Genomic DNA, 24,783 nt, shown 5'->3' with positions numbered 1-24,783 from the left:
TGATTCTGCGAGCGGCGCGCCGACGAGGAGAGCCGCGTCAGCGACAGCCTTTCGGTCGGACGGTCATCCGGCGGCGGCCGTCCGCGTCGTCGCCCGAGCCATCGGGTTCGATAATCGGGTACGACGAGACGAGGTGGTTGACGATGTAGTCGACCGTCGAGGGGTCGTACGTCCAGAAGCCGGTGAAGCCGAACCCCGGTTCGGGCTCCTCGGCGACGAGCGCGCACTTGTAGTCGCCGACGCCGTTGCCGTCGTAGGCGACGAACCAGGAGCGGCGAATCTCGTCGGTGCGCGCGAGGTGGAGTTGGAACTGGTCCGCCTGCGGGACCTCGCCGTTCGGATAGATGTACGCGTGGACCGAGAGGTCGTCGCGGCCGCCGAGGCGGCGGTACGCGGCGAGTTGCGGGCGGAGGTTCCCGCCGGACTGAAAGCCCGAGTGGAGTTCGCCCGCGCCGACGCGCCACGCGCGGTCTTCGATTTCGCGGGTGGCGTTGAGCATCTGCCGGCGGTCGTAGGAGGTAAACAGCGTCTCGTCGAGATGGTCGAGAATCGGCGCGTACGAGTCGCGTTCGAAGCCCGGTTCGACGTCCTCGGGACGTCTGAGGAGGTCGTCTATCGAGACGGCCGTGTGGAACGTGTCGCCGGTACCCAACACCGCGTAGTTCGAGGGACCCTCGTCGGAACTCGCAGACTCCACCGAGACGTTTCGGTCCGCGAAGTGCTCGGCGAGTCGCTCGGCGACGCCGGGCGTCGGATTGAACACCGTCAGCGTTCGCTCCGCGGCGGCGACGCCGGAAATGAGTTCGCTGAGAGACATTACCGGTTACACGGAACGCTCCAGCGGGTTATTATTCTTTGCAATAATGTGGTATGAGAGAGCCGGCAATCGGCTCGTGACCCCGAGACTCCGACGAGTAAGGAGGTCGTTACCGAAGGTGTTCAGATTCCTAACTATGCCCCGCGAGCGTGTACATTCAGTATGATTTCCGACGCACCCCACTCTCGGTCGTCCGCGGGGGTCGACGACGAATCCGGGACTGACGCCAGTTCGTGGTTCGCCACCGAGGTGCCCGACATCGTCGAAGGGCTCGCGTCCTCGCAGTCCATCGGTCCCCTCACCGCCGCGACCGCGCGCGAACTCATCGCGGTCGGCCGCGCAAGAGACGCGCTCGCGCTCGTCCTCGGCGAAGTCGACGAGTCGTGGCGGCGGTGAGACGGCGCGACGAGCGCCACCGAATCGACGGCCGACGGACTACTTCTCGCGGGAGCTCGTGTCTCTGACGTACAGTTCCACGAGCGAGTCGAGCAGGTGCGGAGCCAGTCGGAACCGAACGTCCACGCTGTTTTGCTCGCGGTCGTACGCGAGCTGTTGGACGTCGATGGCGGCCAGAAGCGTGCGCATCGCGTCGACGACGTAGTTGCTCGACCCCGCCTCGACGCGGAGGCTGTCGCCGAGGTGAATCGAGAGCCCGTCGACGGCCGTCTCGTAGCACGTCTTGCTCGGCGCGTCGACCCGCTGGGTCCGTTCGACCAGCCCGAGGCTCGACAGCGTTTCGAGCCGGCGGTAGATGGTCGATTCGGAGACGTCGCAGGTCTCGGCGAGCTCCTCGGCGGTCATCGGCGCGCGGTTGCACGCCAGCAGTACGTCCCGGGAGACGTCGTCTCCGAGCGCGTCGAGGAGGTCGTCGTCGGACGACTCCGGGGGGATATCGGTCTCGTCCGTCGTCTCGGCGGCGGCGCTCTCGTCGGTCAGCGGTCCGGGAGGCTCGTCCGAGGCCGAGAGAACGTCGTCCACGAGGTCGCGTCGGGTCATCGCGTGTTACCTGACGCGGGCGGGTAATATGTAATCGGTGCCTACAATCGAGATAATCTTCGATTACCTCCGAACAGTCTCGAATCCCCGAAAAACGGCGGCCCTCGGACCGAAACCGAACGACCGCGGCGAATTAACGGGTGCGAAACGTCGGAACGCGGCGGTGAGACCCACCGCGGCGCTCGCTCACGCTCACTCGACGGTGACGCACTTGGCGAGGTTGCGCGGCTTGTCGATGGGTCGTTCGAGCAGGTCCGCCGCGTGGTACGCGACGAGCTGGAGCTGGACGTTGGCGAGGACGCCGGCGATGTCGGGATGGGTGTCCGGAATCCTGAGCACGTGGTCCGCGAACTCGGTCACCTCGCCGGTGCGGTCGCTCGTGATGGCGATGACCGGCGCGCCGCGGGCCTGCACCTCTTTGACGTTGCTCAGCGTCGCCTCGTCCTCGTGGCCGGTGAAGATGGCGAACACGGGCGACAGGGGTGTGACGAGCGCCAGCGGGCCGTGTTTGAGCTCCGAGGCGGCGAAGCCCTCGGCGTGCTCGTAGGATATCTCCTTGAACTTCAGCGCGCCTTCGAGGGCGACGGGGTGGGCGACCCCGCGGCCGATGAAGAAGTAGGCGTCGCTCCCCTCGTACTCGATGGCGATTTCGCGGGCCATCGAGGTGTCGAGCACCTCCTGTACGTCGCCGGGGAGCCGCGACAGCGCCTCCATCAGGGTGCGCGCTTCGGGCGACTTCGCGCCGGTCACGTCCTCAACGAGGCGCTCGGTGAGGAGCGTCAGCGCCGTCACCTGCGACGAGAACGTCTTGGTGGCCGCGACGCCGATTTCCGGGCCGGCGCGGATGAGCAGTTCGTCGTCGCACTCGCGGGTTATCGACGAGCCGACGACGTTCGTGACCGCGAGGGTCCGCGCGCCGGCGGCGCGGGCGCGGCGCACCGCGTCGAGGGTGTCTGCGGTCTCGCCCGACTGGCTGACCGCGACGACGAGCGTGTCCGGCGTCACCGGCGGCTTGATGACCGAGTACTCGCCGGCCATGAACGCGTAGGCGGGGATGCCCCGGGAGTTGAGCAACGACGCCGCGTACATCCCGGCGTGGTGCGAGGTGCCCATGGCGAGGAGGTGGACCTGCTTCACGTCGGCGAACGACTCCGGCGGGAACTCCTCTAATTCGACGCCGCCGGCGTGGGTGTTCAGCCGGCTCTGGGTGGTCCGCCGGAGCGCGCCGGGCTGTTCGTGAATCTCCTTGTACATGTAGTGCTCGTAGCCGCCCTTCGTCGCCGTCTCGGGGTCCCACTCGACGCGTTCGACGGGACGGTCGACCGCGCGGCCGGCCGAGTCCGTGATTTCGTAGCCGTCCGAGCGAGTGACGACGAAGTCGCCGTCGTGGAGGTAGACGACGCGCGCCGTGTGCTGGATGAACGCGGGCACGTCGCTGGCGAGGTAGTACTCGCCGTCACCGACGCCGAGGACCAACGGCGACCCCGAGCGGGTCGCGAAGATGGCCTCCTCGTCGCCGATGATGGCCGCGAGGGCGTAGCTCCCCGAAAGACTGCCGACCGCGGCGCGGAAGGCCTCCTCGGGGGTCGCGCCGTCGCGGAGGTTCTCCTCGATGAGGTGCGGGACGACCTCGGTGTCGGTCTCGCTACTGAAGACGTGACCGCGGGCTTCGAGGTCGCTCCGGAGCGACTGGAAGTTCGAGATGATGCCGTTGTGGACGACGGCGATACGGCCCGACTCGTCGGTGTGGGGGTGGGCGTTGCCGTCGGTGACGCCGCCGTGGGTCGCCCAGCGGGTGTGACCGATGCCGTAGTCGCCGGCGATGGGGTCCCGCTCGACGGCCGCGACGAGTTCGGAGACCTCGCCGACGCGCTTCGTCAGCGAGATGCCCGACCCGTTTTTCACGGCGATACCGGCCGAGTCGTAGCCGCGGTACTCCAGCCGCTGGAGTCCCTCGACGAGCGAATCGACCGAGTTGTCCGCGCCGATGCAGGCGGTGATTCCGCACATCAGTGGGTCACCTCCACGCGCTCGCGGACGTCGCCGTGTAAGACCGTGCCGGCCCCGACGACGGCCTCAGCGCCGACGCGACTGCCCGCCGTGAGCGTCACGTTCGCGCCCACCTCGGCGCGGTCGCCGATGATGCTCCCGAGGCGGCGGTCGGTGTACAGCCGGCCTTCGAGGATGACGTCCGCCCGGCCGCCGGGTGAGACGACGCCGTCGCCGACGGTCGCGCCGGGGCCGACGACGGAGTCCCGGAGGACGACGCCCGCGCCGACCCGCGCGTCGGTCGAGAGGATGGAGCGCTCGATGACGCTGTTCGCGCCGACCGAGACGTTGTTCTGGAGGCACGAGCCGGCGCTGATGACCGCGCCCGGTCCCACGTCGCAGTCGTCGCCGACGACCACGTGGTCGCCGACGACCGCGCGCTCGTGGATTCGCGCCGAACCGGCGACGGCCGAGCCGTGCCTGCGCGCGAGGAGCGTCTCCGTCACGGAGAGGAGTCCCCACGGGTGCGAGGGGTCGAGCCAGCCGCCGTTGACGAGGACGGACGTGACGTTCCCGTCGAGGTAGTGAATCACGTCGGGAAGCCGCGTCTCGCCGTCGTGCGGCGGGGTGAGCCGGAGCGCCTCGAACACCGCGTCGTCGAAGACGTAGACGCCCGCGTTGACGAGGTAGCCCTCGCTGTCGACGGCGTGTTCGTCGATGTCGGCGATGCGGCCGTTGTCCTCGACGACGACGCCGTACTCCTCGGGCGTGTCCGACTCGGCGACCGCGACGGTCGCCACCGAGTCGGTCGTCGAGAAGCGTTCGAGCACTGTCGTGACGATGTCGGCGTCGATGACGTTGTCGCCGTTGCAGACGACGAACGGGCCGGAGACGAGTTCCTCGGCGAGGAGGAGCGCGTGCCCGCTTCCGAGTCGGGCGTCCTGGTGGACGAACTCGATGTTCGCGTCGGGGTACGTCGCAGAGAGGTGCGACTGGATGCGGTCGGCGCGGTGGCCGACGACGACGACCGCGCGCTCGATGCCCGACTCGAACAGCGCGTCGAGGACGTACTCGACCACCGGCCGGTTGGCGACCGGGAGCATCGGCTTCGGTTGGAAGGTGGTGAGCGGGCGAAGCCGTCGCCCCTCTCCGCCCGCGAGGACGACCGCCTCGGTGATGCGGTCGTTCATTCGCGCCCTCCCGCGAGCGACAGGCGTTCGGAACGTGACCGTGACGGTATGTAAGTCATGAAGGAAACAGGGAGGGCGACGGGGATTGTTATACAGCGCGTTCCCCGAACCGGTCTCGCGTTAGGGTCGCGTGTGAGACTGTTGCAAGCGGAGACCGCAGTCCGAAATCGGCGGAGTAGACGGTTCGGACGCGCCTAATCGGGGGGCGCTCCCCCGACAGTGTCGCGGCGCGGCGAAGCCGCCGCGTCGGTCGCACGGACTGCGAACCACACCGCGGGGTGAGAACGGACCTCGGTGGAGGAGCCGAGGAGAGCAGATGCCGGCGGGCGGAAAGAAGGGAGGGACCGAGTGCCGCGGCTGTTCGAAAGCGGAGCGAAGTAAAATCCGGGTGCAGTCGTTGGAAATCGGTATCGTCGCGGACGCGTGAGAACCGACCGACTCAGAGGTCGAGGCGGTTCTTGTACGACTCCATCGCGGTGATGGCCATGAGCGTCGCGGTGCTCAACACGGCCCAGCCGGCGGCCGGGACCTGTTCGAGTCCGGGGACGCCGAGCAGTCCGGCGGAGACGGTCGCGGCCACGCCGGCGGCGATAGCGAGGTTCCGCTTCGGCGCCGCGGCGAGCGACGCCGACTGCTCGTCGTCCTCGGTGCTGACGATGTCGCCGTCGAGGTACTGGTCGAGCTGTTTCGCGGTGTCGAGAAGCGTGATGTCACCGCGGTTCTTCTCGAAGTCGACGATGCCCGCCGAGTCCATCTTCGGCAGGTGACACTGGTACAGACCGATGTACACGCGCTTTCGTTGACTCGACGACAGCGCCTTGATCTCGATGCCGTTTTCCTTCGCGGCGATGAACTCGGCCATGTCGCCGAGCTTCGCCTCGCCGTCGTTCTCCTTGAGGTACCGGAGCGCGTCGCGCCGGCGTTGGTTCTTCAGAATCTCGAAGACGACGTCCTTCGAGAGCGCTTCGATTTCGGGTTGTTGTTGCTGTTCTGCGAGCGCGTGAGACCCACCAGTCGTCTCCGCGGGCTGTTCATTCGTCGTCTGGTCGACAACGCCGGTATCGGCTTGTAGTGAATCGGTAACCATTGTTCCTTCCTCCCCCACTGTGTGGTCGGGTGCTACCGTGTCACGTGGTCGGTCGAGAGGGAAGACCACGAGGCGTTTGCACAGACCACAACCTTTGGATGCGCCCCACCAAGCGCGCCCCAGATACAGAGGGTCAGTGAGCTAATAGGTTAAACGAGGATATATACTTGTCTGACAATCCCACACTCTGATTTCTCCGACTGTTAGGGTTGCAAAATCTGCGAGTAAAGTGACTGTAACAATCTATACTAACTCAGACTTTCAATAGTTCCGACAGTAAGAGAACCCTACCAGAGAGCCGCGAGGGACGCCGTTTTCACTCTCATTTATCTCGGTTCTGAGAAATATATAAAACACAGTTGGTAGTTAGGTTCACGGATACGTCGATTCAGCAGTAGCATCCGTTGAGAATACGCGAGCGCTTCGGAGCGGGTGTTTGCGACGGCCGCGAGGAGACGAATTATTCCGCGGTTATTCCACGAGCGCTTCGAAGGCGTCGGCCGATGTCCCCGCCCGCCGCTCGGAGCGGTACTGCGCGAACACCAACACGAGGAGCGCCGCGGAGACGAACACCGCGACGGCGCTCCACGAGACGAGCGCGAACCCGGGGAGGCCCGCCCACAGGCCGAGAATGAGCGCCCAACTGAGCGCGCCGAGGAGCGCGTAATACCGGCTCCACGGCTCGTTCGTCTCGGATTGCATCCAGAAGAACCCCCGCTTTGCGACGTTCGAAACGAGCTCGACGGACCGCTCTTCGTCGTCGTAATCGACCAGTCCGGCGCTCTCGAGTTTCGGGAGATGCGTCTGGTACAGCGAGATGTACACCCGCTGTCGCTCTTCGTCGGTCACGTCCTCGACCGCCGTTCCGTTCTCCCGCGCGGCGACCATCGCCGCGAGTTCTTTCAGCGAGATCGCCTCGCCCGCCCGATGGAGGAAGTAGAGAATCTGCCTCCGCCGGGAGTTGCTGAGGATTCGGAATAGCTCGTCTTTTGATAGCGTTGTCATCGTCGTGTGCGGGGGTGGTCCCGCACGCGGTGTGAAAGAGGGACCCGACCCGGTTGGGTCGTACTACACCACACCCGACCTTTGTTATCGTGACGTTTCCGGGAGGCACCGAGTCGGTCGCTACCGGATATTAAGCTCATCTTCACGCGATTGTCACCGGGGCACAGACCGTCAGCGGGAGGGAGTTATCTCGGTCTCAGAGATGATTCCACATCTCAGCAGTTTCGAGAAAAACCCTCGGGGCGAAACGGGAGCAAACTCGCGGCAACGGCGGTAAGGAACCCAATTGTCCAGTATAGAGGTGGCTAACAATACCCGATGACGGCGATACTTAGATTCGAGACTACATGTTCGAACTGACTGGCTTCCAGCGCGACCTGCTGTACGTGATCGCCGGGGCAGAGCGCCCGTCCGGGCAGGAGATTAAAGAGATGATCAGCAAAGACGTCGGGGAGGTGAATCACGGTCGCCTCTACCCGAACCTCGACGCCCTCGTCGAACAGGGGTACGTCAACAAGGGACAACACGACCGTCGAACGAACTTCTACGAGATGTCCGAAAAGGGCCGCGAATCCATCGTCGAACGCCGAGAGTGGGAAGACCGGCGCGTCGAGTTCCTCGGATAGCATCACTCTGACGGAGAGACGCATCGTCCGTTCGAACACCCCGCGGGCGCGAGTGGGACGCTCGCCCCGGGAAAGCCGAAGGCGAGAACGACTCGTCGCTGGTGGCCGCATCGGTCCCCGCGGTCTCGTTCGGCCCCTCCTCCTTCCGCCGACGATTCGACCCGAGCGACCGCATCGGCGCTGAACCGGAAGCCGACCGCGCTCGGCACCGAGCGTCCCGTCTGGTCCGTCCGGGTTTCGAAGCATGAGCCGACGTGTGGGCCGTGGACAGGAGGGTCGCGGCGCACACCGTCGGGAATCATATCAGATGTCGGTACACTCAAGAGCCGTCAAAAATATCAGATTCAAGATAGTCGAGTCGGCGCTTCGAACCCGAGATTAATGCACCCATAAGAAACGGATTAATTCGAGAATAAGTAGGTGCTGTCTTGCGTTTTTGTGCGTTCACTGAACGACGGGGACTCGTCGAGAATTCGAACAGTAACGGCGGCAATAATATCATCGATAGACATTCATGTATTCCTACTAATGTAATTATCGCAACATTTATGGGGATAATCCGCAACCCCTGAGACATGGTAAGAGAACGGTCCACCGGGCAGGACCCAGAGACGACGACTGACGACGACGTCGGTAGACGCAAGTACCTCGCGCTGTGCGGGTCGGTATCGGCCGCCGGTGCGCTCGCGGGGTTCTCTGGGGTCGGCTCGGCGACAGAACAGGCAGACGAGTCAGCCGACGCCGACGGGCACACGCTCGTCGTCGCAGGCACCGGCTCCGTCTCGTCGTTCGAAGTGACGGTCAGCGGGTCCATCTCACCACTCCAGCCGAACGGTGCGCTCAGCACGACCGGGACGGTCGGCCCCGCCGCCGAGGGGACCGTCAGCGACGACTCGCGGCGCTACCAGTTCGCGGGCGACGTCACCAACTTCCAGTCGACAGACGCGGTGTCGGTGTACGTCGACGGCGTCCGCGTCCCCGGCGACTCCTTCTGAGCGCCGCCGAGCGTTCGTCGTTTTCACCCGACCGGCAGTGGCGACACGGGAGTGCTACGAGCGCATGTAGCCGCGGAGCCACTCGGGCGTCACGTCGTCGAACGACACGAGTTCCCCGCCGTGTTCGGCGACGAACCCGTCGGCGTCGGCGTCTGACGAAAACGGAATCAGGTCCCGTCCCATCCCACCGAGCACCTCGCTTCCGACGACGTAGGCCATCTCGGCGGCGTCGCCGAACGTGTCCGCGGCGGTGTGCGTCGAGATGAACGTGTCGCCGTCCTCGGTCGAGAGCTCGTAGTCGACGGTCGAGTAGTCGGTGACGTACACCGCCGTCGCCTCCCAGCCCAGCTCTCGACGTTCGAAGTGGTACGGGAACAGCCCCATGCCGAGCGTGTGGAACCACGCCGGGTTGTCGCGGCCCTCGGGGGCGTTGTCGCGGTAGAAAATCTGTCCGTTCGGACCGGCGTGGAGGCCGATGACCATCCCGCCTCGGTCGTCCTCCTTTCCGCCCGAGAGGTCGACCGGGTCGGGCACCCGTTCCCGTCGAGAACCGCCGCCGAGACAGCCCGCGAGGGCCGCGAGGGCGCCGAGAGAAGCGGCTTTCGTCGCGGCGCGGCGCGTGAGCGCGACCGGCGGGGAGTCGCCCGGCGGAGAGTCGTCGTGCATCGTCGCTCTACGCGGGGGTCGGGCGTCATGGTACATAAACCGTGAGAACGGTCGCTCGCGTGCGCGAACTGAACTACCCTCCGACGAGGAGGCGGATGGGTCGCAAAAGCGAGTGCTTCAGGCGACGACCCGCGCGCCCTCGACGAGCGAGCGGACGTCCTCGAACAGGCGGTCGGCGTCGTCTTCGTCGCGGGCTTCGGCGGTGATTCGGACCAGCGGTTCGGTCCCGCTGGCGCGGACGAGGAACCAGCCGTCGTCGGTGTCGACGCGGATGCCGTCGATGGTGTCGACGTCGTCGTAGGCGGCGTGGATGTCGCGGGCGATGCGGTCCATCGCCTGGTGTTTGTCGTCGAACGAGAGGCTCGCGCGGCGGGTGGCGTAGCCCGCCCCGCCGAGGTCGGCGACCTGTTCGGACAGCGGTTCGCCGCGGGCCACGAGGTCGGCGAGCGTGAGCGCCGCGTAGTGGCCGTCGGGCGCGAGCGTCTCGTCGGGCCAAATCCACGCGCCGGAGGGCTCCCCACCGAAGACGTAGCCGGGTTCGGCGACCGCCTCGGCGACGTGGACGTCGCCGACCGGGGTGTAGGTGACGCGCCCGCCGGCGGCCTCGACCACGTCCTGTACGAGCAGGCTCGTGTCGACGGGGACGGCGACGGCGTCGCCCGGGGAGACGGCGTCCCGCGCGAACAGCGCGAGGAGCGCGTCGCCGGGGACGTACGCGCCGGTCTCGTCGACGGCGACGAGCCGGTCGGCGTCGCCGTCGTGAGCGAGGCCCACGTCCGCGCCGAGCGCGGGGACGGTCCGGCGGAGCGCCGTGAGCGTCTCGGCGTTCGGCTCGCTCTTTCGCGCGGGGAACCGACCGTCCTGCTGGCCGTCGATTGTGTTGACCGTCGCCCCGAGTTCGTAGAGCGCGTCGACCGAGACGCGGCCCGTCCCGTTGCCGAGGTCGAACGCGACGGAGACGTCGTCGAGGTCGTCGAACGACGAGACGAGGTGGCTCACGTGGCGGGCCGCGGCGTCGGGCCACTCGCGCTCTTCGCCGTGTTCGTCCCACGCGGCGAGCGACACCTCGTCGCGGTTGAGCCGGTGGACGATGTCGCGCGTCTGGGCCTTGTCGAAGGCACGGCCGCTCGGCGTCCAGAGCTTCAGGCCGTTGTCCGAGGCGGGGTTGTGAGACGCGGTGATGCCGATACCGGCGTCCGCGCCGGTCCAACCGACCGCGCGGGCGACCGTGGGAGTCGAGGCGACGCCGAGTCGGACCACGTTCGCGCCGCACTCGCGGACGCCGGCGCTCACGGCGTCCGCGAGGACGTCGCCGCTGAGTCGCGCGTCCTGTCCGACGACGACGGTGCAGGCGTCACAGCCGACCGCGCGGCCGATTCGAAGGGCGAGTTCGGCGGTCACGGTTCGGCCAACCGGACCTCTGATTCCACTCGTTCCGAACATACCGTGGGAGAGGGTGACGGGACGTTTTGGTATGTTTGGCCTACTGTCACGAACGGGGAGTCAGGCGGCACCTACTGGGAGCGCGAACGAACCGCGGACCGCGTCGGCGTTCTCGCCGCGTCGCCACTCGACGGGACGAGTGGGCGGAGAGTGGTCGATAGTTAGGCGGCGCGTCGCCTCACTGGAGGGGCTGGGTGTCGCCGATGGGGACCACTTCGATAGAACCGAGCGCGTCGAGCGTCACGCGGTAGCCCGCGTACGAAAAAGAAAGAATCGCGTCTTCAGAACAGCCGAACACCGTTTCGAGGGCGTCGGGGTCGATGGTCTGTGCGAGCGGCGGGAGTTGCGTCGGTCGGACGCCCTCGATCGCCGCAATACTCAATACAACGTTCGTGCTTAGAAGCTCGGAAGAATCGCGGTCGACACGGTACGACCCAGTCGCCTCGTCGTACGTCACGTGCGAGTCCTTCCAGTCGTTCGTCTGTGCCATCATGGGTGCCTTAACAGCCGTCTGTGTGCGACGGTGGCCCTTAAATCCATGCTATTTGTGAACAGTCGTAATCCGTGAACGTCACGGAAACGGACGGGTACGGCCGTGGTACTCCGCGAGCGCAATCTGGTACCGGACATACAAAATCAAAAACCGTGATGATTGTGTGGAGACGACGGTCAGCCCCGTCGGGCACGAAGCGTTCGGACGGTCTCTCGCGCCTCGTCGACCGTGATTTCGCGCTTGTAGAGCGCCGAACCGGGTTCCAGCAGTTCGCCGCCGGAGACGAGGCCGCCGACGTCGACGGGACCGAAACCGATATCACGGATGAGGCCGGCGACGCGCGCTTTGGCGTCCGAGTCGTCGCCGGCGAGGAACACCGCGAGGCGCTCCGATTCGGGGAGGTCCGGGTGCCCGAGGTCACGGAGCGTCTCCTAGTGGATGGTGTTGAACGACTTGACCAGCTTCGCGTCCGGGAGTTGGGTCGCGACGAGCTCCGAAGAGGTGTCGTCGCCGAGGTCGATGACGTGGAAGTTCTCCGTGTAGGGGTTCATCGCGTCGACGACAACCTTCTCCGCGAACTGGTCCGCGTCGGGAAGCGAGTCGCGCTTTCGGAACGGAATCGCAAGGAAGACCACGTCGCCGAACCGAATCGCACGCGACGGTTCCACCGGGCGCAGTTGCGGGCCGAGCGTCTCAGAGAGGTCTGCCATCGACTCGACCCCGCTGTCGTTGGCTATCGCCACCTCATGGTCCGCCTCCACGAGGAGTTGGGCCAACGTCCCACCGAGTCGGCCAGCGCCGAGTATCCCTATGTCCATGAACAAAGATGTATGTTATTCAAGTTGAATCTTTGCGTGGTCGGCGGCGAGGCGACCGGCCACCAGCCAGACGGGTTACAATGCCGTTAAATGCCGTATTCACGGAGAAGGACGCCTCTATCTCGGATTTCTCCCGGTGATTTCGCGTCAGGCCCCGCCGGCGTACGCCGCGAACTCCTTGCCGCGCAGGGCGAAGTAGGCCACGCCGACAGCCCCGACGAGCGACGCGACCGAGAACGCGAGCGTCGGGTCTCTCGCGTAGAGCCAGCCGCCGAGCGCCGCGCTCGGGATGACGACGGTGTTCCGCAGGAGGTAGTACGCGCCCGTCACCCTCCCGCCGGCGTTGCGCTCCGCCGGGCCGACGATGAGCGCCTTGTGCGCGGGCAGGCCGGCGAACCGGAGCCCGGAGAAGGCGAAGAGGGCGACGACGACCCACTGGTCCGCCGGCGCGAAGATGAGGAGGACCGGGAAGACGGCGTACACCGCGAATCCGAGTCCGACGACCGGCTTGAGTCCGGTCCGCTCGGCGAGCTTCGAAACGGGGAGCTTCGTCAGGAGGGCGACGACCATCTCGACGCCGAGGAGGACGCCGAAGAAGGCGTCCGGGCGGAGCGAGACGCCGAAGCCGGTGAAGCCGACGGCGAGGAACTCCGTGACGACGATGACGAAAAAGACGTACACCATCCCGTTGGCGAACCGGACGAGCGTGTCCGCGACGAGGAGCGGCCGAAGCGTCGGTGGGAGCGACCGGAGGTCGTCGCGGAGCTGTGCGAGCCCCTCGAACGACTTGCCCAGCGAGTCCTCGCGCGCGTCGTAGAGGACGTGTTGGGCGACGGTGGCGACGATGCCGAAGGCCGCGGCGACGACGAGGACGTACCGGAAGCCCTCGACGAACGTCGCCGTCGCCGCCAACAGCGCGGCCGCGATGAGCGGCCCGAGGAGGAAGCCGACGCGGCGGAAAATCTCGGTGCTGGCGAAGCCCATCGCCAGCCGCTCCGGCGGGACGCTCTGTTTGACGATGGCGAACGTCGCGCCGAGGCCGAACGACTTCCACGCCTGCGTGAGAAAGAGGCCGACGAAAATCCAGAGCCACGGTTCGAGCGAGACGCCCGCGAGCGTCACCTCGGGCACTTGCGGGGCGACGAACCAGAAGAGAAAGCCCGCAGAGGAGACGGTTCCGAACAGCGTGAGCGAGAGGCGCGAGCCGAGTCGATCGGAGAGCGCGCCGCCCGGATACGGGTACAAGGCCCCGATGAGGTTACCGACGCTCCCGTAGAGGCCGACGACGGTCGCGCCCGCGCCGAGCACCCGCAGGTACTCCGGGACGTACCGGCCGGTCATCTGGAACGAGAGGCTGAACGCGAACATCGCCACCGAGAGGACGAGCACGTCGCGTTCGAGTCCGATGAACTGCCGAAAGGAATCGAAGCTGTCGACGGCGTCCCGACGCGTATCCATCGTCCGAGTGGTTCGCGGGAGCGCCCAAGAAAGTACGGAGCGGTCGGGCCACCGCGGGGCGGTCGGCCTACGCGTCGACCGGCGGGTCGACCCAGACGACGAGGCCGTCGTCGGCCCTGACGATGCCGCGGGTGAGCTCGTCGCCGAACGGCGCGTCGTCGACGGTCTCGGGGTCGACCTCCGTCACGCGGTCGACCTCGTCGACCAGCCAGCCGAACACGGTCGCGTCCTCGTCGGCGGCGTCGAAGACGACGACGCGGGAGGCGTCGGGGTTCGAGCCCACGCCGAGGAGCGAGGCCGTGTCGACGAGCATCGTCGTCGCGCCCCGGTAGTCCATCGCGCCGACGACGTGCGGCGGCGTGTCCGGGAGCGAGCGCGCCGACTTGCGGTCGATAATCTCGGTGACGGCGTCGAGGACGACGCAGTAACGTTCCTCGCCGAGTTCGAATTCGAGCACCTGCGTCGGCTCCGCGAGCGCGCCGTCGGGCGCGTCGGTGAGCGACATCTACGCGCCCCGGGCGGGGAGCCCGTCTTCGGCCGCGTCGAGTCCGTCTTCGAGGTCGTCCACCTCGTCGTCGATGTGGTCGACGAGGAGCGCGACCTCCGAGATGTTCGCCGTCTGCTCTTCGGTAGCCGCGGCGACCTGGTCGATTTCGCCGGCGACTTCCTCCGCGCCCCGAGCGGTCTCGTCGACGAGGCTCGCCACCTCCTCGGTGCTCGCGGCCTGCTGGTCGGTCGCGCGGGCGACCTCCTCCGCGCCGGCGGCGGCCTCGCCGACCGCGGCGTCGATGTTCCGGAGCGCGGAGACCGCCGCGTCGACCTCCGAGATGCCGTCGTTGACCTCCTCGTTGGCCTCCTCGATGTTGCCGACGGTGGTCTCGGTCGTCTCCTGGATGTCGCCGACGACCGCCTCGATTTCGGAGACGCTGTCGCGGGACTGCTCGGCGAGGCTCTTGACCTCGTCGGCGACGACGGCGAAGCCGGCACCCGCCTCGCCGGCGCGGGCGGCCTCGATGGAGGCGTTGAGCGCGAGCAGGTTCGTCTGGTCGGCGATGTCGTTGATGACCTCGACGACGTTGTCGATCTGGTCGACTTTCGCGCGGAGGTCGGTGATTTCGTCGTACACGTCGGTGGTCACGTCGTCGACGGTCTCCATCGCGTCCGCGGCGTTGTCGGCGGAGCTTCGACCCTCGGCGGCGAGATCGCGCGCCTGGTCGCTCATCGCCTTCGTCTGGTCGGCGCTGGAGGCTATCTGCTCGACGCTGGCGCTCAGGTTCGACACCTCGCCGGCGACCTCCTGCATGTTGGTCGACTGGTCGCCCGCGAGGTCGCTTATCTCCTGTGCGCTGACGGCGACGCTCTCGGAGGCGTTGGAGAGTTCGGCGACCGCCGTGCCGATTTCGTCGGTCGCGTCGTCGACGTCGTCCACGTCGTCGAGGACCTCGTCGGCCGCCGCGCCGGCGGCACCGGGACCGGAATACGCGTCGTGCTGTCGGGAGGTACCGCCGTCACCGGGCGTCGGGTCCCGTTTGTTTCGCTCGATTGCCATACGAACGAGTGTGGGAGTAAAGTGATAAGTATTCGTGGAGAATATCAAAATAAATAACTACAGATTGCCGGTATTCGCTTCGAAACGGCCAGAAATAAGCGATTCGGAGTAGATATTGCAGGATAGATACCATACTACCGACGCCGACAGAGCCGGAAATCATCGGGTCGTTTAAAAACCACTTGTCCGGTCAAGGTCGCGGTCGCGACGGCTTCTCCCCGGCGTCGCTCCGGAGTCGCTCCGGAGTCGCCGCGGCCGGGGTTCGATGGGAGGGCCGAAACGGGGCGCGTTCAGGCCAGTCGGCGGCCGGCGGCGACGGCGACGAAGCCCGCGAGCGCGACGAGGACGATGGAGCCGCCGGCGGCGAGCCCGTAGAGATATGCGACGGTGACGCCGACGATACCGGCGAGTTCGCCCGCGAGGACGCCGTAGAGGAGCGACTGCTTGAAGCTCCGGCCGAGCCGTGACGCGGTGACGACAGGGACGACGAGCAGGGCCGCGACGAGGATGACGCCCATGATTCGCATCGCGCTGACGACGACGAACGCGGTGAGGACCGACAGGAGCGTGTTGACCGCGCGGACGTGGAGCCGCGACGCGCGGGCGGCGGTCTCGTCGAACGTGACGTACACGAGCGGCCGGTAGGCGACCGCGACCGAGCCGACGACGACGAGCCCCATCGAGACGAGAAGTCCCACGTCGGCCCGCGAGACGGTCGCCAGCGAGCCGAACAGGTACTGGTTGATACCGACCGAGATGCCGCCGCCGGTCAGCGAGATGAGCACGCTCCCGAGGGCGAACCCACCGGTCAAGACCATCGCCAGCGCGGCGTCGCTCCGGGCGTCGGTGTACTCGATGAGCGCCTGCACGACGAGCGCGGCGACGACCGCGACGACGAGCGCGCCCAAGAGCGGCGGAACTGCGAGGCCGAGCGTCGCGTCGAGAAAGAGCGCGAGTGCGACCCCGGTAAAGGCGGTGTGGGCGAGCGTGTCGCCGACCATCGAGAGGTCGCGATAGACGAGAAAGGACCCGACGAGCGGGCCGACGACGCCGATGCACAGCACCGAGACGTACGCCCGTTGCATGTAGGGGTAGCCGAGGAAGTCGAGGCCGGTGACGCCGGCGAGCCACGAGAACGCGCCGCCGACGACCGCCGTCAGGAACCAGTCGAAAACCCCCGTGAACGCGTCGACCACGAGGAGCGGCGCGAGGGAGTCGGCCGCGGAGAAACCGACCGCGAAGAGGTCGGTCGCCGCGAGCGCGACGGGACCGGTCACTGCTCGTCCTCCGGTTCGTCGCGGGCGCGCCCGTGAGACCCCGCGTGGCGGCCGTGCTGGTGGTCGTGGTCCAGCACGCGCTGATTCGCGCCGTAGGCCGCGGCGAGCGCGTCGCTGTCGGCGAAGTCGTCGGGAGAGCCGTGGAAGTACAGCCGCTTGTTGAGACAGGCGATTCGGGACGCGCGAGCCGTGACGACGCCGATGTCGTGTTCGACGAGGACGACCGTCATCCCCCCGTCGTTCAGGTCGCCGAGGAGGTCGTAGAACGCCTCGCGGGACTCGGCGTCGAGGGCGACCGTCGGTTCGTCGAGCGCGAGCAGGTCGGCTTCGGCCGCGAGCGCGCGGGCGACGAAGACCCGCTGGCGCTGGCCGCCGGAGAGCGCCCCGACCCGGCGGTCGGCGAGGTCCGCGATGCCGACTCGGTCGAGCGCCGCGGCGACCGCCTCGCGGTCGTCTGCGGAGAAGCGGCCGAACAGGTTCCGCGGGTAGCGACCCATCCGGACGACTTCGCGGACGGTGACGGGCATGTCGCGAGCGGTCTTCGTCACGTCCTGTGCGACGTAGGCGACGCGCTCGCCGTCGGCGAAGTCGTGGGCGGGCCGGTCGAACAGCCGCACCTCGCCGCGCGTCGGTCGCTGGAGACCGAGCATCAGCGTCAGGAGCGTGCTCTTTCCCGACCCGTTCGGACCGACGAGGCCGAGGAACTCGCCTTCGGGCACGTCGAGCGAAATCCCGTCGATGACGGGCACGTCGCCGTACGAGAAGGCCACGTCGGACAGCGAGACGGCCGTCATTGCGCACCGAGCGCCGTCCGGAGCGACGGGAGGTTCACCTCGCGCATGATGTCCACGTAGCCCCAGTCGTTTTCCTCCCACTCGGTCATGACGCCCGGAAGCGGCGTGAGCGGAAGCACGTCCTCGGCGTCCGTCTCGGCGACGAGTTGCTGTGCGGCGCGGTCGGACTCAAGCGGGTCGGCGAGGACGTGTCGGATGTCGTGTTCCGCGATGGTCGCCTGCGCCCGCTCTATGTCCCGCGGCGACGGCTCCTCGTCGGGTGAGATACCGGTGAGCGCGACGATTTCGAGGTCGTAGCGGTCGGCGAGATAGCCGTAGGCGTCGTGGCCGGCGACGAGAAGCACGTCGCGCTCGCGGTCCGCGAGGCCGTCTTCGAACGCCGCGTCGAGGTCCGAGAGCGTCTCGCGGTAGGACTCGGCGTTCGCGGCGTAGGCGTCGGCGTTCGCGGAATCGACCGACTGGAAGGCGTCGCGGAGCGTCCCGGTGGCGGTGGCGACCCGCGTGGGGTCCAGCCAGAAGTGCGGGTCGAGTTCGCCGTCGTGCTGTTCTGTCTCGTCTGCGTGCGTCTCCTCGTCGTGTTGTTCCGTCTCGTCGTGAGACTCGTCGTCGTGGACGTGGCCGTCAGCGCCGATTTCGTGGAGTTCCACGTCGGCGGACGCGTCGACTTCGGCGACACCCGAGTCGTCGGCGTCGAGCGAGGCGCGGATGTCGTCGGCCCACGGCTGGAAACCGGGCATCCCGTGGACGAACAGGTCGGATTCGAGCACCCGGCCCTGCACGTCCGGACCCGGCTCCCAGCCGTGGCCGTGCTGGCCGATGGGGACGAGCGTGTCGACGGAGGCGGCGTCGCCAGCGACGTGGCGCGCTACGTCGCCGAAGACGAAAAAGGAGGCCGTCGCCGTCGTTTCCGAGTCGGCCGACGAGTCGGTCGAGCCGGTCGAATCGGACGAGTCGTCACCGCCGAGACAACCCGCGAGGCCGACGGCGGCGCTTCCGGCGACTGTCGCGAGGAACCTGCGTCGGGTCTTCGTTCGCATGTTAATAGAAAGTTTGTTCGAGATAATAAGTGCTGTTATTTTGAATGTGTTTTTTATTATTTCGTGGTGGCGTCGCGGTCGCCGGGGAGCGCCGTCGACCCCGAAGATATGCGGAGAGCCGTGATATCGCTCTGCGGACGGAAGCGTCGACCCGAGACGCGCGGTGAATACGGAGCGCCGCGGCTCAGCGGGCAACTGTCTGAAAAGTCGAGATGGTGTCTGCCGCGATAAACAGCAGTCGCGTCTCGGTGTTACTGTCGGACGACGTTCGCCGCGCGGGGGCCCTTGGGCGAGGACTCGATGTCGAACTCGACTTCGGTACCTTCCGTGAGGTCGTCGCCGCCGACGTCTTCCATGTGGAAGAACACGTCTTCGTCGTCGTCGAGGTCGCCGTCGTCAGTAGAGATGAAACCGTAGCCGCCAGTGTCGTTGAAGAAATCAACTTTGCCGTGTGCCATTACGTACAGATCGAGAGTCGGGCGACGGATAACCCTTCCGAGGGTCGAGGTACCACGACCCTTCGGCAGACGTTCGTCCACTACCAACGCCCAATTCGGCGGGAATGTGCCGGACCGGACGGCAGTCGGCGATGACGCCGAAACTGTGGCGTCCAGCCTGAGCAGTGGTCCGCAGAGCGTCTCGTTGTGCGGCGCGCGGGAGCGAAGTTCCGCGACGGCGACGACGATTCGACTGGTGTACGAAAACGGCTTTGTCCGAACGGCCCGTCGTCCCGACACCGTCGGGCGGTCGCCCGCGGGACACTCCATCATGGCCACCCTCGCACAACAGGTCGAGCAGGCGACGAGTCTCGGAATCTTCCTCCTCGGAACCACGCTCGCGGTGCTCAGTCTGCTCGCGTGGCGGCGGGAGCGCGACACGCGGATGGCCATCGTCTCGGCGTCCTACGCGATGTTCTCGCTGTACGGGCTCGCCGTGTTTCTCGAATACCATCTCATCGACTGGGGGGTGGCGACCGCGGCGACCGTCGAACTCCTCGAACACGGGTCGGCGGCGCTCATCCTCGTCGGGCTGGCCGGCTTCTTCGCCGCGCTCTCGCGGGACTGACGCATGGACGAGTTCGAACTCGACTCCCGGCGAGACATCTACGCCGCGGTCGCCGACCGGCCCGGAGTCCACTTCCGCGGGCTGTTGGACCGGCTCGACGTCGCGCAGGGAACGCTCCAGTACCACCTTCGGGAGCTCGCGGACGCCGGCCTCGTGGACGTCTCCGACGACGGGAAGTTCACCCGCTACTACCCCGCCGGCGAGTTCGACGACGAGGACCAGCGCCGGATGAACGCGCTCCGGCGAGAGTACTCCCGGCGCATCATCGCGCACCTCCTCGCCGACGGCCCGCTCACAACGTCAGAGCTGAGCGACCGCCTCGAACGGTCGGCCTCGACGATATCGTGGCACCTGTCGAAACTGGACGACGCTGACCTCGTCAGCCGGCGGCGCGACGGCCAACGCGTCTACTACGCGGTTCGAGACCCCGACCGCGTCCGCTACCTGTACGTGGTTCACCGGCGGAGCTTCACCGACGGCGTGGTCGACCGACTGCTCGGGTTGTGGGACGCCTACTGAGACCGAGGTTCGACCCCGTCCGACCCCGTCCGACCCGGTCCGCCCCGACTCAGGACTCTCGGGCGGTCACTCGCGCCGACGCGTGGCTGAGGGCTCTGAGCGCCAGCACGTACGCGAGGAAGCCGACCAGCGCGACCAGTCCGGGGACGGCGAACCCCGCGAGGTCGGTCCCGACCGCGGCGGCGTGGAGGGTCGCGAAGCCGAAGCCGGCGTAGGCGAACGCGTGGACGACGCGGGGCGACCACGGGCGGGCGAACCGCCGCGGGTCGAGGAACCCGAGAACCGCGACGACGAGCACGACGAGCGCACCGACGCCGACGGCCGACCCCGCGAGCAGGTACGGCAGGCCGTAGTCGGGGACCGGCGCGGCACCGTCGACAACGCTCCACACGTCCGCGATACCGACGACGCCGTGGGCGACGACGAGCATCATCGCGAACGCGGACACCTCGACGTGGATTCGCCTCGCGGCGTCCCGGAGCGGGCCGAACGCCTCCGCGTTGTACAGGATGCCGGTCAGGACGGCGAGGTACAGCGCCGGGTACGAGACGAGCGCCAGCGCCCGGTCGAGATACCAGACGAGCGCCATCAGGAGGCCCTCGTCGTCGCGACCGCGTCGGGACAGCCGTCACCGTCCTGGAAGCCGTTCTGCGTCTCGGGGCGAGTCGGGCACGCGTCGGCGTCGTCGGCGAGGCCGTCGCCGTCGTAATCCGCGGGGGCCTGTCGCTCTACGACCGAGGCGGCCGGGTGGTCCGCGACGGTCGGCGATTCGAGGTCGGCGCGGGCGTCGGCGACGGCCCAGACCGCCGCCATCGACGCGACGAGGACGAACACCGCCGCGAGCGCGACGAGGCGGTTCGTCCGCTCCCTACGCGACATGGTCTGAGAACCCCGTCGTCGCGTGGAACACGCCGTCGTGGACGACGAACGCTTCGAGCCCCGACCAGTCCTCGGCGAGCGAGAGCGCGTCCGCGAGCGGCAGGGCCCCGAGCGTCGTCGCCAGCGCGTCGGCCTCGGTGCAGTCGCGCCGGGCGACGACCGTGACGAGGTCGTGTCGCGCCCCGACGCGCCCGCCCCGCGGGTCGTAGATGTGGTCGACGCCGCCGCGGCCTCGCCGGTGTCCCGACGAGGTCGCGACGTTCCACGAGGTGTCGAGGACGCGGAGCGGGCGGTCGCCGCCGAACGGGCTCTCGACGGCGACGGGGCCGGTCGGAGCGCTGATGTCGCCGCCGCCGTCGACGAAGCCGGTCCGGGCGAAGCCGTCGAGTTCCGCGGCGGCCCGGTCCACGATGAACCCCTTAGCGAGCCCGTTGAGGTCGAGTCGCCCGTCGGTCTCGACCGTCGTCCCGTCGACGGCGACCCGCGCCGATTGGGTGGGGTCGGCACCGCGGGGGCGGGCGTCGGACTCGCCGGCGATGTACTCCTTGACTCGGGCCTCGGTCGCGCCGGCACCGATATCGAACGCGCCGTCGGTTCGCTCGCGGTATTCGAGGCCGCGACGGACGACCGCCGCGACGGTCGCGTCGTCGATTCGGCCGGTCCGGTTGAGCCGGGAGACGGCGCTTCGGGAGTCGAAGGCGTCGAGCACGCGTTCGAGGTCGAGGGCGGTGTCGCGGGCGCGACGGGTCGCCGCGGACGCGTTCCGACCCGCCGCGCGGACCAGAAACGCCGTGTCACAGCAGTCGAACGTCACCGTCGACTCGCCGAGCGCCGAGCGGGCCCGCGAGGCGAGGTCAGTCGTCATCGCCCTCGTGTTCGTACTCGTGTTCCTCGTCGTCGTACTCCCCGTGCTCCTCGTCGCCATCGTATTCCTCGTGTTCCTCGTCACCGTCGCCGTCGCCGTTCGACTGGACCGCGGGCGTGAAGTCCGGGTTCGGCGTCGGCGCATCGTCGGCGGACGCCGTCGCGGCGTGGTCGGTCGGCGTCTGCGTGTCGGTTCCGGGGAGGAGCGTCGGCGAGACCAGCCCCGCCGCGACGACGGTCGTCAGGAGCGCGCCGACGAGCGCCAGCGCGACGAGGGTGTGTTTCGGAAGCGGGATTCGCATCGTGTCGAAGCGGTCGCGGAGGGCGGATAAACGGGTTCGCGTCCAACGCTCGAATACTCGGTCAATCATCGAATGTTCGTCCAATCGTCGAATCGTCGGCTCGCGGGGGCACCAAACGGGTCGGGGCTGGCTGGGGCGGGCTGGAGCTGACCGGGGCTGACCGGGCTGGGACTGAGGCTGGCCGGGACGCGGCGGGACGAGCGCCCTCGCCTCAGTCTGCCGCTCCGCCGCGCGCTTTCGCGACCGACTCGCCGAGGGCCCGGCGCTTGATGAGCGCGAAGCCGGCGAAGATGGAGACGAAGCCGAGCGCGGTCACGGCGTCGATGAGCTGGCCGAGGAACGCCCAACTGAGGAGCGTCGCGGAGACGGGTTCGAGGTAGCCGATGAGGTTTATCTGCGTCGGGCCGAAGCGACCGAGCAGTTCGAAGTAGATGAGGAACGCGCCCGCGCCGCTGACGACGGCGAGATACAGCAGGGAGCCGACGGCGACGCCGGACCACTCGATTGCCGCGAGCGATTCGCCGGTGGCGACGCCCGCGACCGACAGGAGCGCGGCCCCGAACAGCATCGCCCACGCCTGAAGCGTTCGCGCCGGGATGTCCGACGAGAAGGGCCGCGTCAGGACGGCACCGAGGGCGAAACACGCCGAGGCGACGAGGACGGTGGCGACGCCGACCACGTCGCTGGAGAGGAGCGCGTTCGGGTCCGGTCGGGCGACGAGACCGACGCCGAGGAAGCCGAAGCCGAAGCCGAGGACGCCGAGCGGGGAGATGCGGTCGCCGAGGATGCCCGTCGCGAACAGCGCGGTCAGGACCGGCCCGAGGCTGATGACGATGGCCGCCACCGCGCCGGGGACGTGCTCCTGTCCGAGGTAGAGAAACGCGTGATGAGCGCCGATGAGGAGACCGCCGGAGACGCCGACGAGCGTCCAGTCGGTCCGGCTGTGCGGCCGCCAGTAGTCGGTCGAGACGGCGGCGTAGCCGAGGACGATGAGTCCCGCGAGAAAGAACCGAAGCGCCGCGAACTGGAGCGGCGGGAAGTACGCGAGGCCGATTTCGATGGCGACGAACGAACTCCCCCAGAGGAGTCCCAGAAGCACGAACAGCCCGGCGGCGACCCGGCCGTTCACCGACACCACGCTCCGCTCGGCGGCCGCCGATGCGACCGCGTCCGACTCGGCGGCTCCATCGATTCCGCCGACCGTTCCGGCCCCGTCAGCCGTTTAGGCCGCGTCAGCCGTTCCGGCCCCGCCGGCCCGGATTCGAGACGTCCGCGTTCAGTTGCAGTAATATCCAGCACGTGAGCGTATCGTTACCACACAATCGATAATAGTCGTTTTGTTCGGTTCGAATTTCGAACCGCTCGCGGCTTATAGCGAGCCGCGGAGGACCTTCGCCGCGGTCAGAATCGGGTCCCAGACGGGGCTAAAGGGCGGCGCGTAGCCGAGGTCGAGTCGCTCCACCTCGGCGACCGTCAACTCGGAAGCGAGCGCGGTCGCCACGGTGTCGATTCTGACGGCGGCGCGGTCGGCCCCGACGATGGTCCCGCCGAGCAGTCGCCCGGTGTCGCGGTCGGCGACGAGCGTGACGGTCGTCTCGGCGGAGCCGGGGTAGTAGCCCGACCGCGAGCCGGCGGTGATGGTCTCCGAGACGGGGTCGAAGCCCGCGTCGCGCGCCACGTCGAGGTCGGTCACGCCGGCGCGGCCGCACTCGAGGTCGAACGCCTTCACGACCGAGGTGTCGGCGACGGTCCCGATGGGTTCGGGGTCGCCGGCGACGGTCTGACCGATGGCGCGCCCGGCGCGGTTCGCGGGCAGGCCGAGCGTGTTCCACGTCGGCTCGCCGGTGACGACGTGGTCGATTTCGGCGCAGTCGCCCGCGGCGTAGACGCCGTCGGCGCTCGTCCGCCCGTAGTCGTCGACCGCGATAGCGCCCGTCTCGCCGAGGTCGACCGCGTCGGCGACGAGGTCCGAGTTGGGCCGGAGACCGATGCCGACCATCGCCGCGTCGACCGCGAGGTCGCCGTCCTCGCAGACGACGGCCTCCACCCGGCCCGCGTCGCCGCCGCGGAGTCGCTCGACCGACGCGCCGAGGTGGAGCGTGACGCCGTGGGCTTCGAGGTGTTCCTCGACTCGCTCGCCGACCGCCTCGCCGAAGGTGCCGAGGACGTGGCCGGACCGCTGGAACAGGTGCACGTCGAGTCCGTGGGCGGTGAACGCCTCCGCCATCTCGACGCCGACGAAGCCGCCGCCGACGATGGCGACCGACTCGGGCGGTTCCATCGCGCCGAAGCGGGCCGCGCGCGCCTCGTCGACGAACCCGCCCCCGCCGAGGTCGGCCACCGACGCCTCGTCCGGGTCAGTGAGGAACGACCGAATCGCCGCCGCGTCGTCCAGCCCGTGGAGCGTGAACGCGCCGTCGAGGTCGATGCCGTCTATCGGCTCGCGGAGCGCCCGCGCGCCGGTGGCGACGAGGAGGTCGCCGTAGGGCTGTTCGAACGTCCCCTCGGGGCCCTCGACCGTGACGACCCGCTCGTCGGTGTCGACGGCGACGACCTCGTGTTCGCGCCGGAGGTCGATACCGCGGTCGGCGGCCGCCTCGGGCGACAGCGAGAGCATGTCGGTGAGTTTCTCGACCTCGCCTTTGACGAAGTAGGGCGTGCCGCAGTGGGCGTAGGAGACCCACCGGCCCCTCTCGAAGACGACGACGTCGCGGTTGGTGTCGGCGCGGGCGAACTTGCTCGCGGCGGAGAGTCCGGCGGCGTCGCCGCCGACGACGACGAATGGTTCGGCAGACATCGTGAGAGAGTGGTACGCCCGCCGACACGTAATTTCCCCGGCCGGACGGAGGGGGCGCACGGACGCGCCGGGGACGGTCGAGGGGCCGGCGACGGCGGCCGGAAGCGAGGCGAAAAC

Annotated in this window: 27 protein-coding genes and 1 pseudogene; 5 read left to right on the top strand and 23 right to left on the bottom strand. The window is 67.9% G+C overall.

The annotated features are described in order from the left end of the window. Positions 1-37 precede the first annotated feature (37 nt). The gene (locus C441_RS17360; RefSeq protein ID WP_007276260.1) at positions 38-817 is read right to left on the bottom strand and encodes a DICT sensory domain-containing protein; all 780 of its coding nucleotides are present in this window, start codon (positions 815-817) and stop codon (positions 38-40) included. Positions 818-979: 162 nt separating this feature from the next. On the opposite strand from C441_RS17360, the gene C441_RS17355 reads away from it, so the two are divergent. Next, positions 980-1,213 carry a hypothetical protein gene (locus tag C441_RS17355; protein ID WP_007276259.1) on the top strand — a complete coding sequence of 78 codons (234 nt, stop codon included), beginning with the start codon at positions 980-982 and terminating at the stop codon, positions 1,211-1,213. 39 nt (positions 1,214-1,252) lie between these two features. Here the strand turns inward: C441_RS17355 and C441_RS17350 are convergent, their stop codons facing one another. From C441_RS17350 to C441_RS17330, 5 genes are all read right to left on the bottom strand, one after another. Continuing rightward, positions 1,253-1,813: a helix-turn-helix domain-containing protein gene (locus C441_RS17350; RefSeq protein ID WP_004967816.1), complete on the bottom strand. Its 561-nt coding sequence runs from the start codon at positions 1,811-1,813 to the stop codon at positions 1,253-1,255. Between the two features lie 192 nt (positions 1,814-2,005). Then, positions 2,006-3,823, bottom strand: a complete 1,818-nt coding sequence (gene glmS / locus C441_RS17345; protein WP_007276258.1) for a glutamine--fructose-6-phosphate transaminase (isomerizing) — start codon at positions 3,821-3,823, stop codon at positions 2,006-2,008. Further along, positions 3,823-4,992, bottom strand: a complete 1,170-nt coding sequence (locus tag C441_RS17340) for a sugar phosphate nucleotidyltransferase (protein WP_004967814.1) — start codon at positions 4,990-4,992, stop codon at positions 3,823-3,825. The genes glmS and C441_RS17340 overlap by 1 nt, the downstream gene beginning before the upstream one ends. A 439-nt stretch (positions 4,993-5,431) precedes the next feature. Then, a complete protein-coding gene (locus C441_RS17335; protein ID WP_007276257.1) occupies positions 5,432-6,079 on the bottom strand; it encodes a DUF7344 domain-containing protein in 648 nt (215 codons plus the stop codon). Between the two features lie 471 nt (positions 6,080-6,550). Beyond that, positions 6,551-7,084, bottom strand: a complete 534-nt coding sequence (locus tag C441_RS17330) for a DUF7344 domain-containing protein (RefSeq protein WP_007276256.1) — start codon at positions 7,082-7,084, stop codon at positions 6,551-6,553. 347 nt (positions 7,085-7,431) lie between these two features. Here C441_RS17330 and C441_RS17325 point away from each other — a divergent pair, with 347 nt between their 5' ends. Next, positions 7,432-7,710 carry a PadR family transcriptional regulator gene (locus C441_RS17325; RefSeq protein WP_004967808.1) on the top strand — a complete coding sequence of 93 codons (279 nt, stop codon included), beginning with the start codon at positions 7,432-7,434 and terminating at the stop codon, positions 7,708-7,710. Between the two features lie 575 nt (positions 7,711-8,285). Continuing rightward, the gene (locus C441_RS17320) at positions 8,286-8,705 is read left to right on the top strand and encodes a hypothetical protein (protein ID WP_007276255.1); all 420 of its coding nucleotides are present in this window, start codon (positions 8,286-8,288) and stop codon (positions 8,703-8,705) included. A gap of 54 nt (positions 8,706-8,759) precedes the next feature. Here C441_RS17320 and C441_RS17315 read toward each other — a convergent pair whose 3' ends face one another. The 11 genes and pseudogenes from C441_RS17315 to C441_RS17265 form a co-directional block, all read right to left on the bottom strand. Next, positions 8,760-9,371 carry a nitrous oxide reductase accessory protein NosL gene (locus C441_RS17315; RefSeq protein WP_007276254.1) on the bottom strand — a complete coding sequence of 204 codons (612 nt, stop codon included), beginning with the start codon at positions 9,369-9,371 and terminating at the stop codon, positions 8,760-8,762. Between the two features lie 117 nt (positions 9,372-9,488). Next, complete coding sequence (gene glmM, locus C441_RS17310) at positions 9,489-10,814, bottom strand: phosphoglucosamine mutase (protein ID WP_049920677.1); 1,326 nt, start codon at positions 10,812-10,814, stop codon at positions 9,489-9,491. A gap of 178 nt (positions 10,815-10,992) precedes the next feature. Continuing rightward, positions 10,993-11,307: a HalOD1 output domain-containing protein gene (locus C441_RS17305; protein WP_007276252.1), complete on the bottom strand. Its 315-nt coding sequence runs from the start codon at positions 11,305-11,307 to the stop codon at positions 10,993-10,995. A 176-nt stretch (positions 11,308-11,483) separates the two neighbouring features. Next, positions 11,484-12,125: pseudogene (locus C441_RS17300) on the bottom strand (NADPH-dependent F420 reductase). A 147-nt stretch (positions 12,126-12,272) separates the two neighbouring features. After that, positions 12,273-13,583, bottom strand: coding sequence for an MFS transporter (locus C441_RS17295; protein WP_007276251.1), 1,311 nt, complete (start codon positions 13,581-13,583; stop codon positions 12,273-12,275). Positions 13,584-13,650: 67 nt separating this feature from the next. Continuing rightward, entirely contained in the window at positions 13,651-14,088 is a 438-nt protein-coding gene (locus C441_RS17290) for a chemotaxis protein CheW (protein WP_007276250.1), read from the bottom strand. Further along, positions 14,089-15,132 (bottom strand): methyl-accepting chemotaxis protein, encoded by a 1,044-nt coding sequence (locus tag C441_RS17285; RefSeq protein ID WP_007276249.1) that lies wholly within the window; start codon positions 15,130-15,132, stop codon positions 14,089-14,091. A 290-nt stretch (positions 15,133-15,422) separates the two neighbouring features. Beyond that, the gene (locus C441_RS17280) at positions 15,423-16,409 is read right to left on the bottom strand and encodes a metal ABC transporter permease (protein WP_007276248.1); all 987 of its coding nucleotides are present in this window, start codon (positions 16,407-16,409) and stop codon (positions 15,423-15,425) included. Continuing rightward, positions 16,406-17,203, bottom strand: a complete 798-nt coding sequence (locus C441_RS17275; RefSeq protein WP_007276247.1) for a metal ABC transporter ATP-binding protein — start codon at positions 17,201-17,203, stop codon at positions 16,406-16,408. The genes C441_RS17280 and C441_RS17275 overlap by 4 nt, the downstream gene beginning before the upstream one ends. After that, positions 17,200-18,240 (bottom strand): metal ABC transporter substrate-binding protein, encoded by a 1,041-nt coding sequence (locus tag C441_RS17270; protein ID WP_007276246.1) that lies wholly within the window; start codon positions 18,238-18,240, stop codon positions 17,200-17,202. The genes C441_RS17275 and C441_RS17270 overlap by 4 nt, the downstream gene beginning before the upstream one ends. Positions 18,241-18,491: 251 nt before the next feature. Next, positions 18,492-18,698: a cold-shock protein gene (locus C441_RS17265; RefSeq protein WP_004040969.1), complete on the bottom strand. Its 207-nt coding sequence runs from the start codon at positions 18,696-18,698 to the stop codon at positions 18,492-18,494. 310 nt (positions 18,699-19,008) lie between these two features. On the opposite strand from C441_RS17265, the gene C441_RS17260 reads away from it, so the two are divergent. Continuing rightward, positions 19,009-19,305: a hypothetical protein gene (locus tag C441_RS17260; protein WP_049917719.1), complete on the top strand. Its 297-nt coding sequence runs from the start codon at positions 19,009-19,011 to the stop codon at positions 19,303-19,305. Between the two features lie 3 nt (positions 19,306-19,308). Continuing rightward, a complete protein-coding gene (locus tag C441_RS17255; protein ID WP_004967794.1) occupies positions 19,309-19,824 on the top strand; it encodes a winged helix-turn-helix transcriptional regulator in 516 nt (171 codons plus the stop codon). Positions 19,825-19,873: 49 nt separating this feature from the next. On the opposite strand, the gene C441_RS17250 is transcribed toward C441_RS17255, so the two are convergent. The 6 genes from C441_RS17250 to C441_RS17225 form a co-directional block, all read right to left on the bottom strand. Further along, positions 19,874-20,413 carry a hypothetical protein gene (locus C441_RS17250; RefSeq protein WP_007276244.1) on the bottom strand — a complete coding sequence of 180 codons (540 nt, stop codon included), beginning with the start codon at positions 20,411-20,413 and terminating at the stop codon, positions 19,874-19,876. Further along, entirely contained in the window at positions 20,413-20,703 is a 291-nt protein-coding gene (locus C441_RS17245) for a hypothetical protein (RefSeq protein ID WP_007276243.1), read from the bottom strand. Before C441_RS17245 ends, C441_RS17250 begins: the two co-directional genes overlap by 1 nt. Beyond that, positions 20,693-21,568 (bottom strand): FAD:protein FMN transferase, encoded by an 876-nt coding sequence (locus tag C441_RS17240; protein WP_007276242.1) that lies wholly within the window; start codon positions 21,566-21,568, stop codon positions 20,693-20,695. The genes C441_RS17245 and C441_RS17240 overlap by 11 nt, the downstream gene beginning before the upstream one ends. Further along, positions 21,558-21,869 (bottom strand): hypothetical protein, encoded by a 312-nt coding sequence (locus C441_RS17235; RefSeq protein ID WP_007276241.1) that lies wholly within the window; start codon positions 21,867-21,869, stop codon positions 21,558-21,560. Before C441_RS17235 ends, C441_RS17240 begins: the two co-directional genes overlap by 11 nt. A 211-nt stretch (positions 21,870-22,080) precedes the next feature. Beyond that, entirely contained in the window at positions 22,081-22,998 is a 918-nt protein-coding gene (locus tag C441_RS17230) for a DMT family transporter (RefSeq protein WP_049920694.1), read from the bottom strand. A gap of 240 nt (positions 22,999-23,238) precedes the next feature. Continuing rightward, positions 23,239-24,666 carry an FAD-dependent oxidoreductase gene (locus C441_RS17225; RefSeq protein ID WP_007276239.1) on the bottom strand — a complete coding sequence of 476 codons (1,428 nt, stop codon included), beginning with the start codon at positions 24,664-24,666 and terminating at the stop codon, positions 23,239-23,241. Positions 24,667-24,783: the final 117 nt, after the last annotated feature.

The sequence above is a fragment of the Haloferax sulfurifontis ATCC BAA-897 genome, from assembly GCF_000337835.1.
Taxonomy (GTDB): domain Archaea; phylum Halobacteriota; class Halobacteria; order Halobacteriales; family Haloferacaceae; genus Haloferax; species Haloferax denitrificans.
Note: the sequence above shows the minus strand (reverse complement) of the source record. Positions and strands in the feature narration are given on the sequence as shown.

Bases quoted from the DNA above. Each gene is read 5' to 3' on its own strand.
- C441_RS17360 (WP_007276260.1), bottom strand. From the start codon at position 817: ATGTCTCTCAGCGAACTCATTTCCGGCGTCGCCGCCGCGGAGCGAACG.
- C441_RS17355 (WP_007276259.1), top strand. From the start codon at position 980: ATGATTTCCGACGCACCCCACTCTCGGTCGTCCGCGGGGGTCGACGAC.
- C441_RS17350 (WP_004967816.1), bottom strand. From the start codon at position 1,813: ATGACCCGACGCGACCTCGTGGACGACGTTCTCTCGGCCTCGGACGAG.
- glmS (WP_007276258.1), bottom strand. From the start codon at position 3,823: ATGTGCGGAATCACCGCCTGCATCGGCGCGGACAACTCGGTCGATTCG.
- C441_RS17340 (WP_004967814.1), bottom strand. From the start codon at position 4,992: ATGAACGACCGCATCACCGAGGCGGTCGTCCTCGCGGGCGGAGAGGGG.
- C441_RS17335 (WP_007276257.1), bottom strand. From the start codon at position 6,079: ATGGTTACCGATTCACTACAAGCCGATACCGGCGTTGTCGACCAGACG.
- C441_RS17330 (WP_007276256.1), bottom strand. From the start codon at position 7,084: ATGACAACGCTATCAAAAGACGAGCTATTCCGAATCCTCAGCAACTCC.
- C441_RS17325 (WP_004967808.1), top strand. From the start codon at position 7,432: ATGTTCGAACTGACTGGCTTCCAGCGCGACCTGCTGTACGTGATCGCC.
- C441_RS17320 (WP_007276255.1), top strand. From the start codon at position 8,286: ATGGTAAGAGAACGGTCCACCGGGCAGGACCCAGAGACGACGACTGAC.
- C441_RS17315 (WP_007276254.1), bottom strand. From the start codon at position 9,371: ATGCACGACGACTCTCCGCCGGGCGACTCCCCGCCGGTCGCGCTCACG.
- glmM (WP_049920677.1), bottom strand. From the start codon at position 10,814: ATGTTCGGAACGAGTGGAATCAGAGGTCCGGTTGGCCGAACCGTGACC.
- C441_RS17305 (WP_007276252.1), bottom strand. From the start codon at position 11,307: ATGATGGCACAGACGAACGACTGGAAGGACTCGCACGTGACGTACGAC.
- C441_RS17295 (WP_007276251.1), bottom strand. From the start codon at position 13,583: ATGGATACGCGTCGGGACGCCGTCGACAGCTTCGATTCCTTTCGGCAG.
- C441_RS17290 (WP_007276250.1), bottom strand. From the start codon at position 14,088: ATGTCGCTCACCGACGCGCCCGACGGCGCGCTCGCGGAGCCGACGCAG.
- C441_RS17285 (WP_007276249.1), bottom strand. From the start codon at position 15,132: ATGGCAATCGAGCGAAACAAACGGGACCCGACGCCCGGTGACGGCGGT.
- C441_RS17275 (WP_007276247.1), bottom strand. From the start codon at position 17,203: ATGACGGCCGTCTCGCTGTCCGACGTGGCCTTCTCGTACGGCGACGTG.
- C441_RS17270 (WP_007276246.1), bottom strand. From the start codon at position 18,240: ATGCGAACGAAGACCCGACGCAGGTTCCTCGCGACAGTCGCCGGAAGC.
- C441_RS17265 (WP_004040969.1), bottom strand. From the start codon at position 18,698: ATGGCACACGGCAAAGTTGATTTCTTCAACGACACTGGCGGCTACGGT.
- C441_RS17260 (WP_049917719.1), top strand. From the start codon at position 19,009: ATGGCCACCCTCGCACAACAGGTCGAGCAGGCGACGAGTCTCGGAATC.
- C441_RS17255 (WP_004967794.1), top strand. From the start codon at position 19,309: ATGGACGAGTTCGAACTCGACTCCCGGCGAGACATCTACGCCGCGGTC.
- C441_RS17250 (WP_007276244.1), bottom strand. From the start codon at position 20,413: ATGGCGCTCGTCTGGTATCTCGACCGGGCGCTGGCGCTCGTCTCGTAC.
- C441_RS17245 (WP_007276243.1), bottom strand. From the start codon at position 20,703: ATGTCGCGTAGGGAGCGGACGAACCGCCTCGTCGCGCTCGCGGCGGTG.
- C441_RS17240 (WP_007276242.1), bottom strand. From the start codon at position 21,568: ATGACGACTGACCTCGCCTCGCGGGCCCGCTCGGCGCTCGGCGAGTCG.
- C441_RS17235 (WP_007276241.1), bottom strand. From the start codon at position 21,869: ATGCGAATCCCGCTTCCGAAACACACCCTCGTCGCGCTGGCGCTCGTC.
- C441_RS17225 (WP_007276239.1), bottom strand. From the start codon at position 24,666: ATGTCTGCCGAACCATTCGTCGTCGTCGGCGGCGACGCCGCCGGACTC.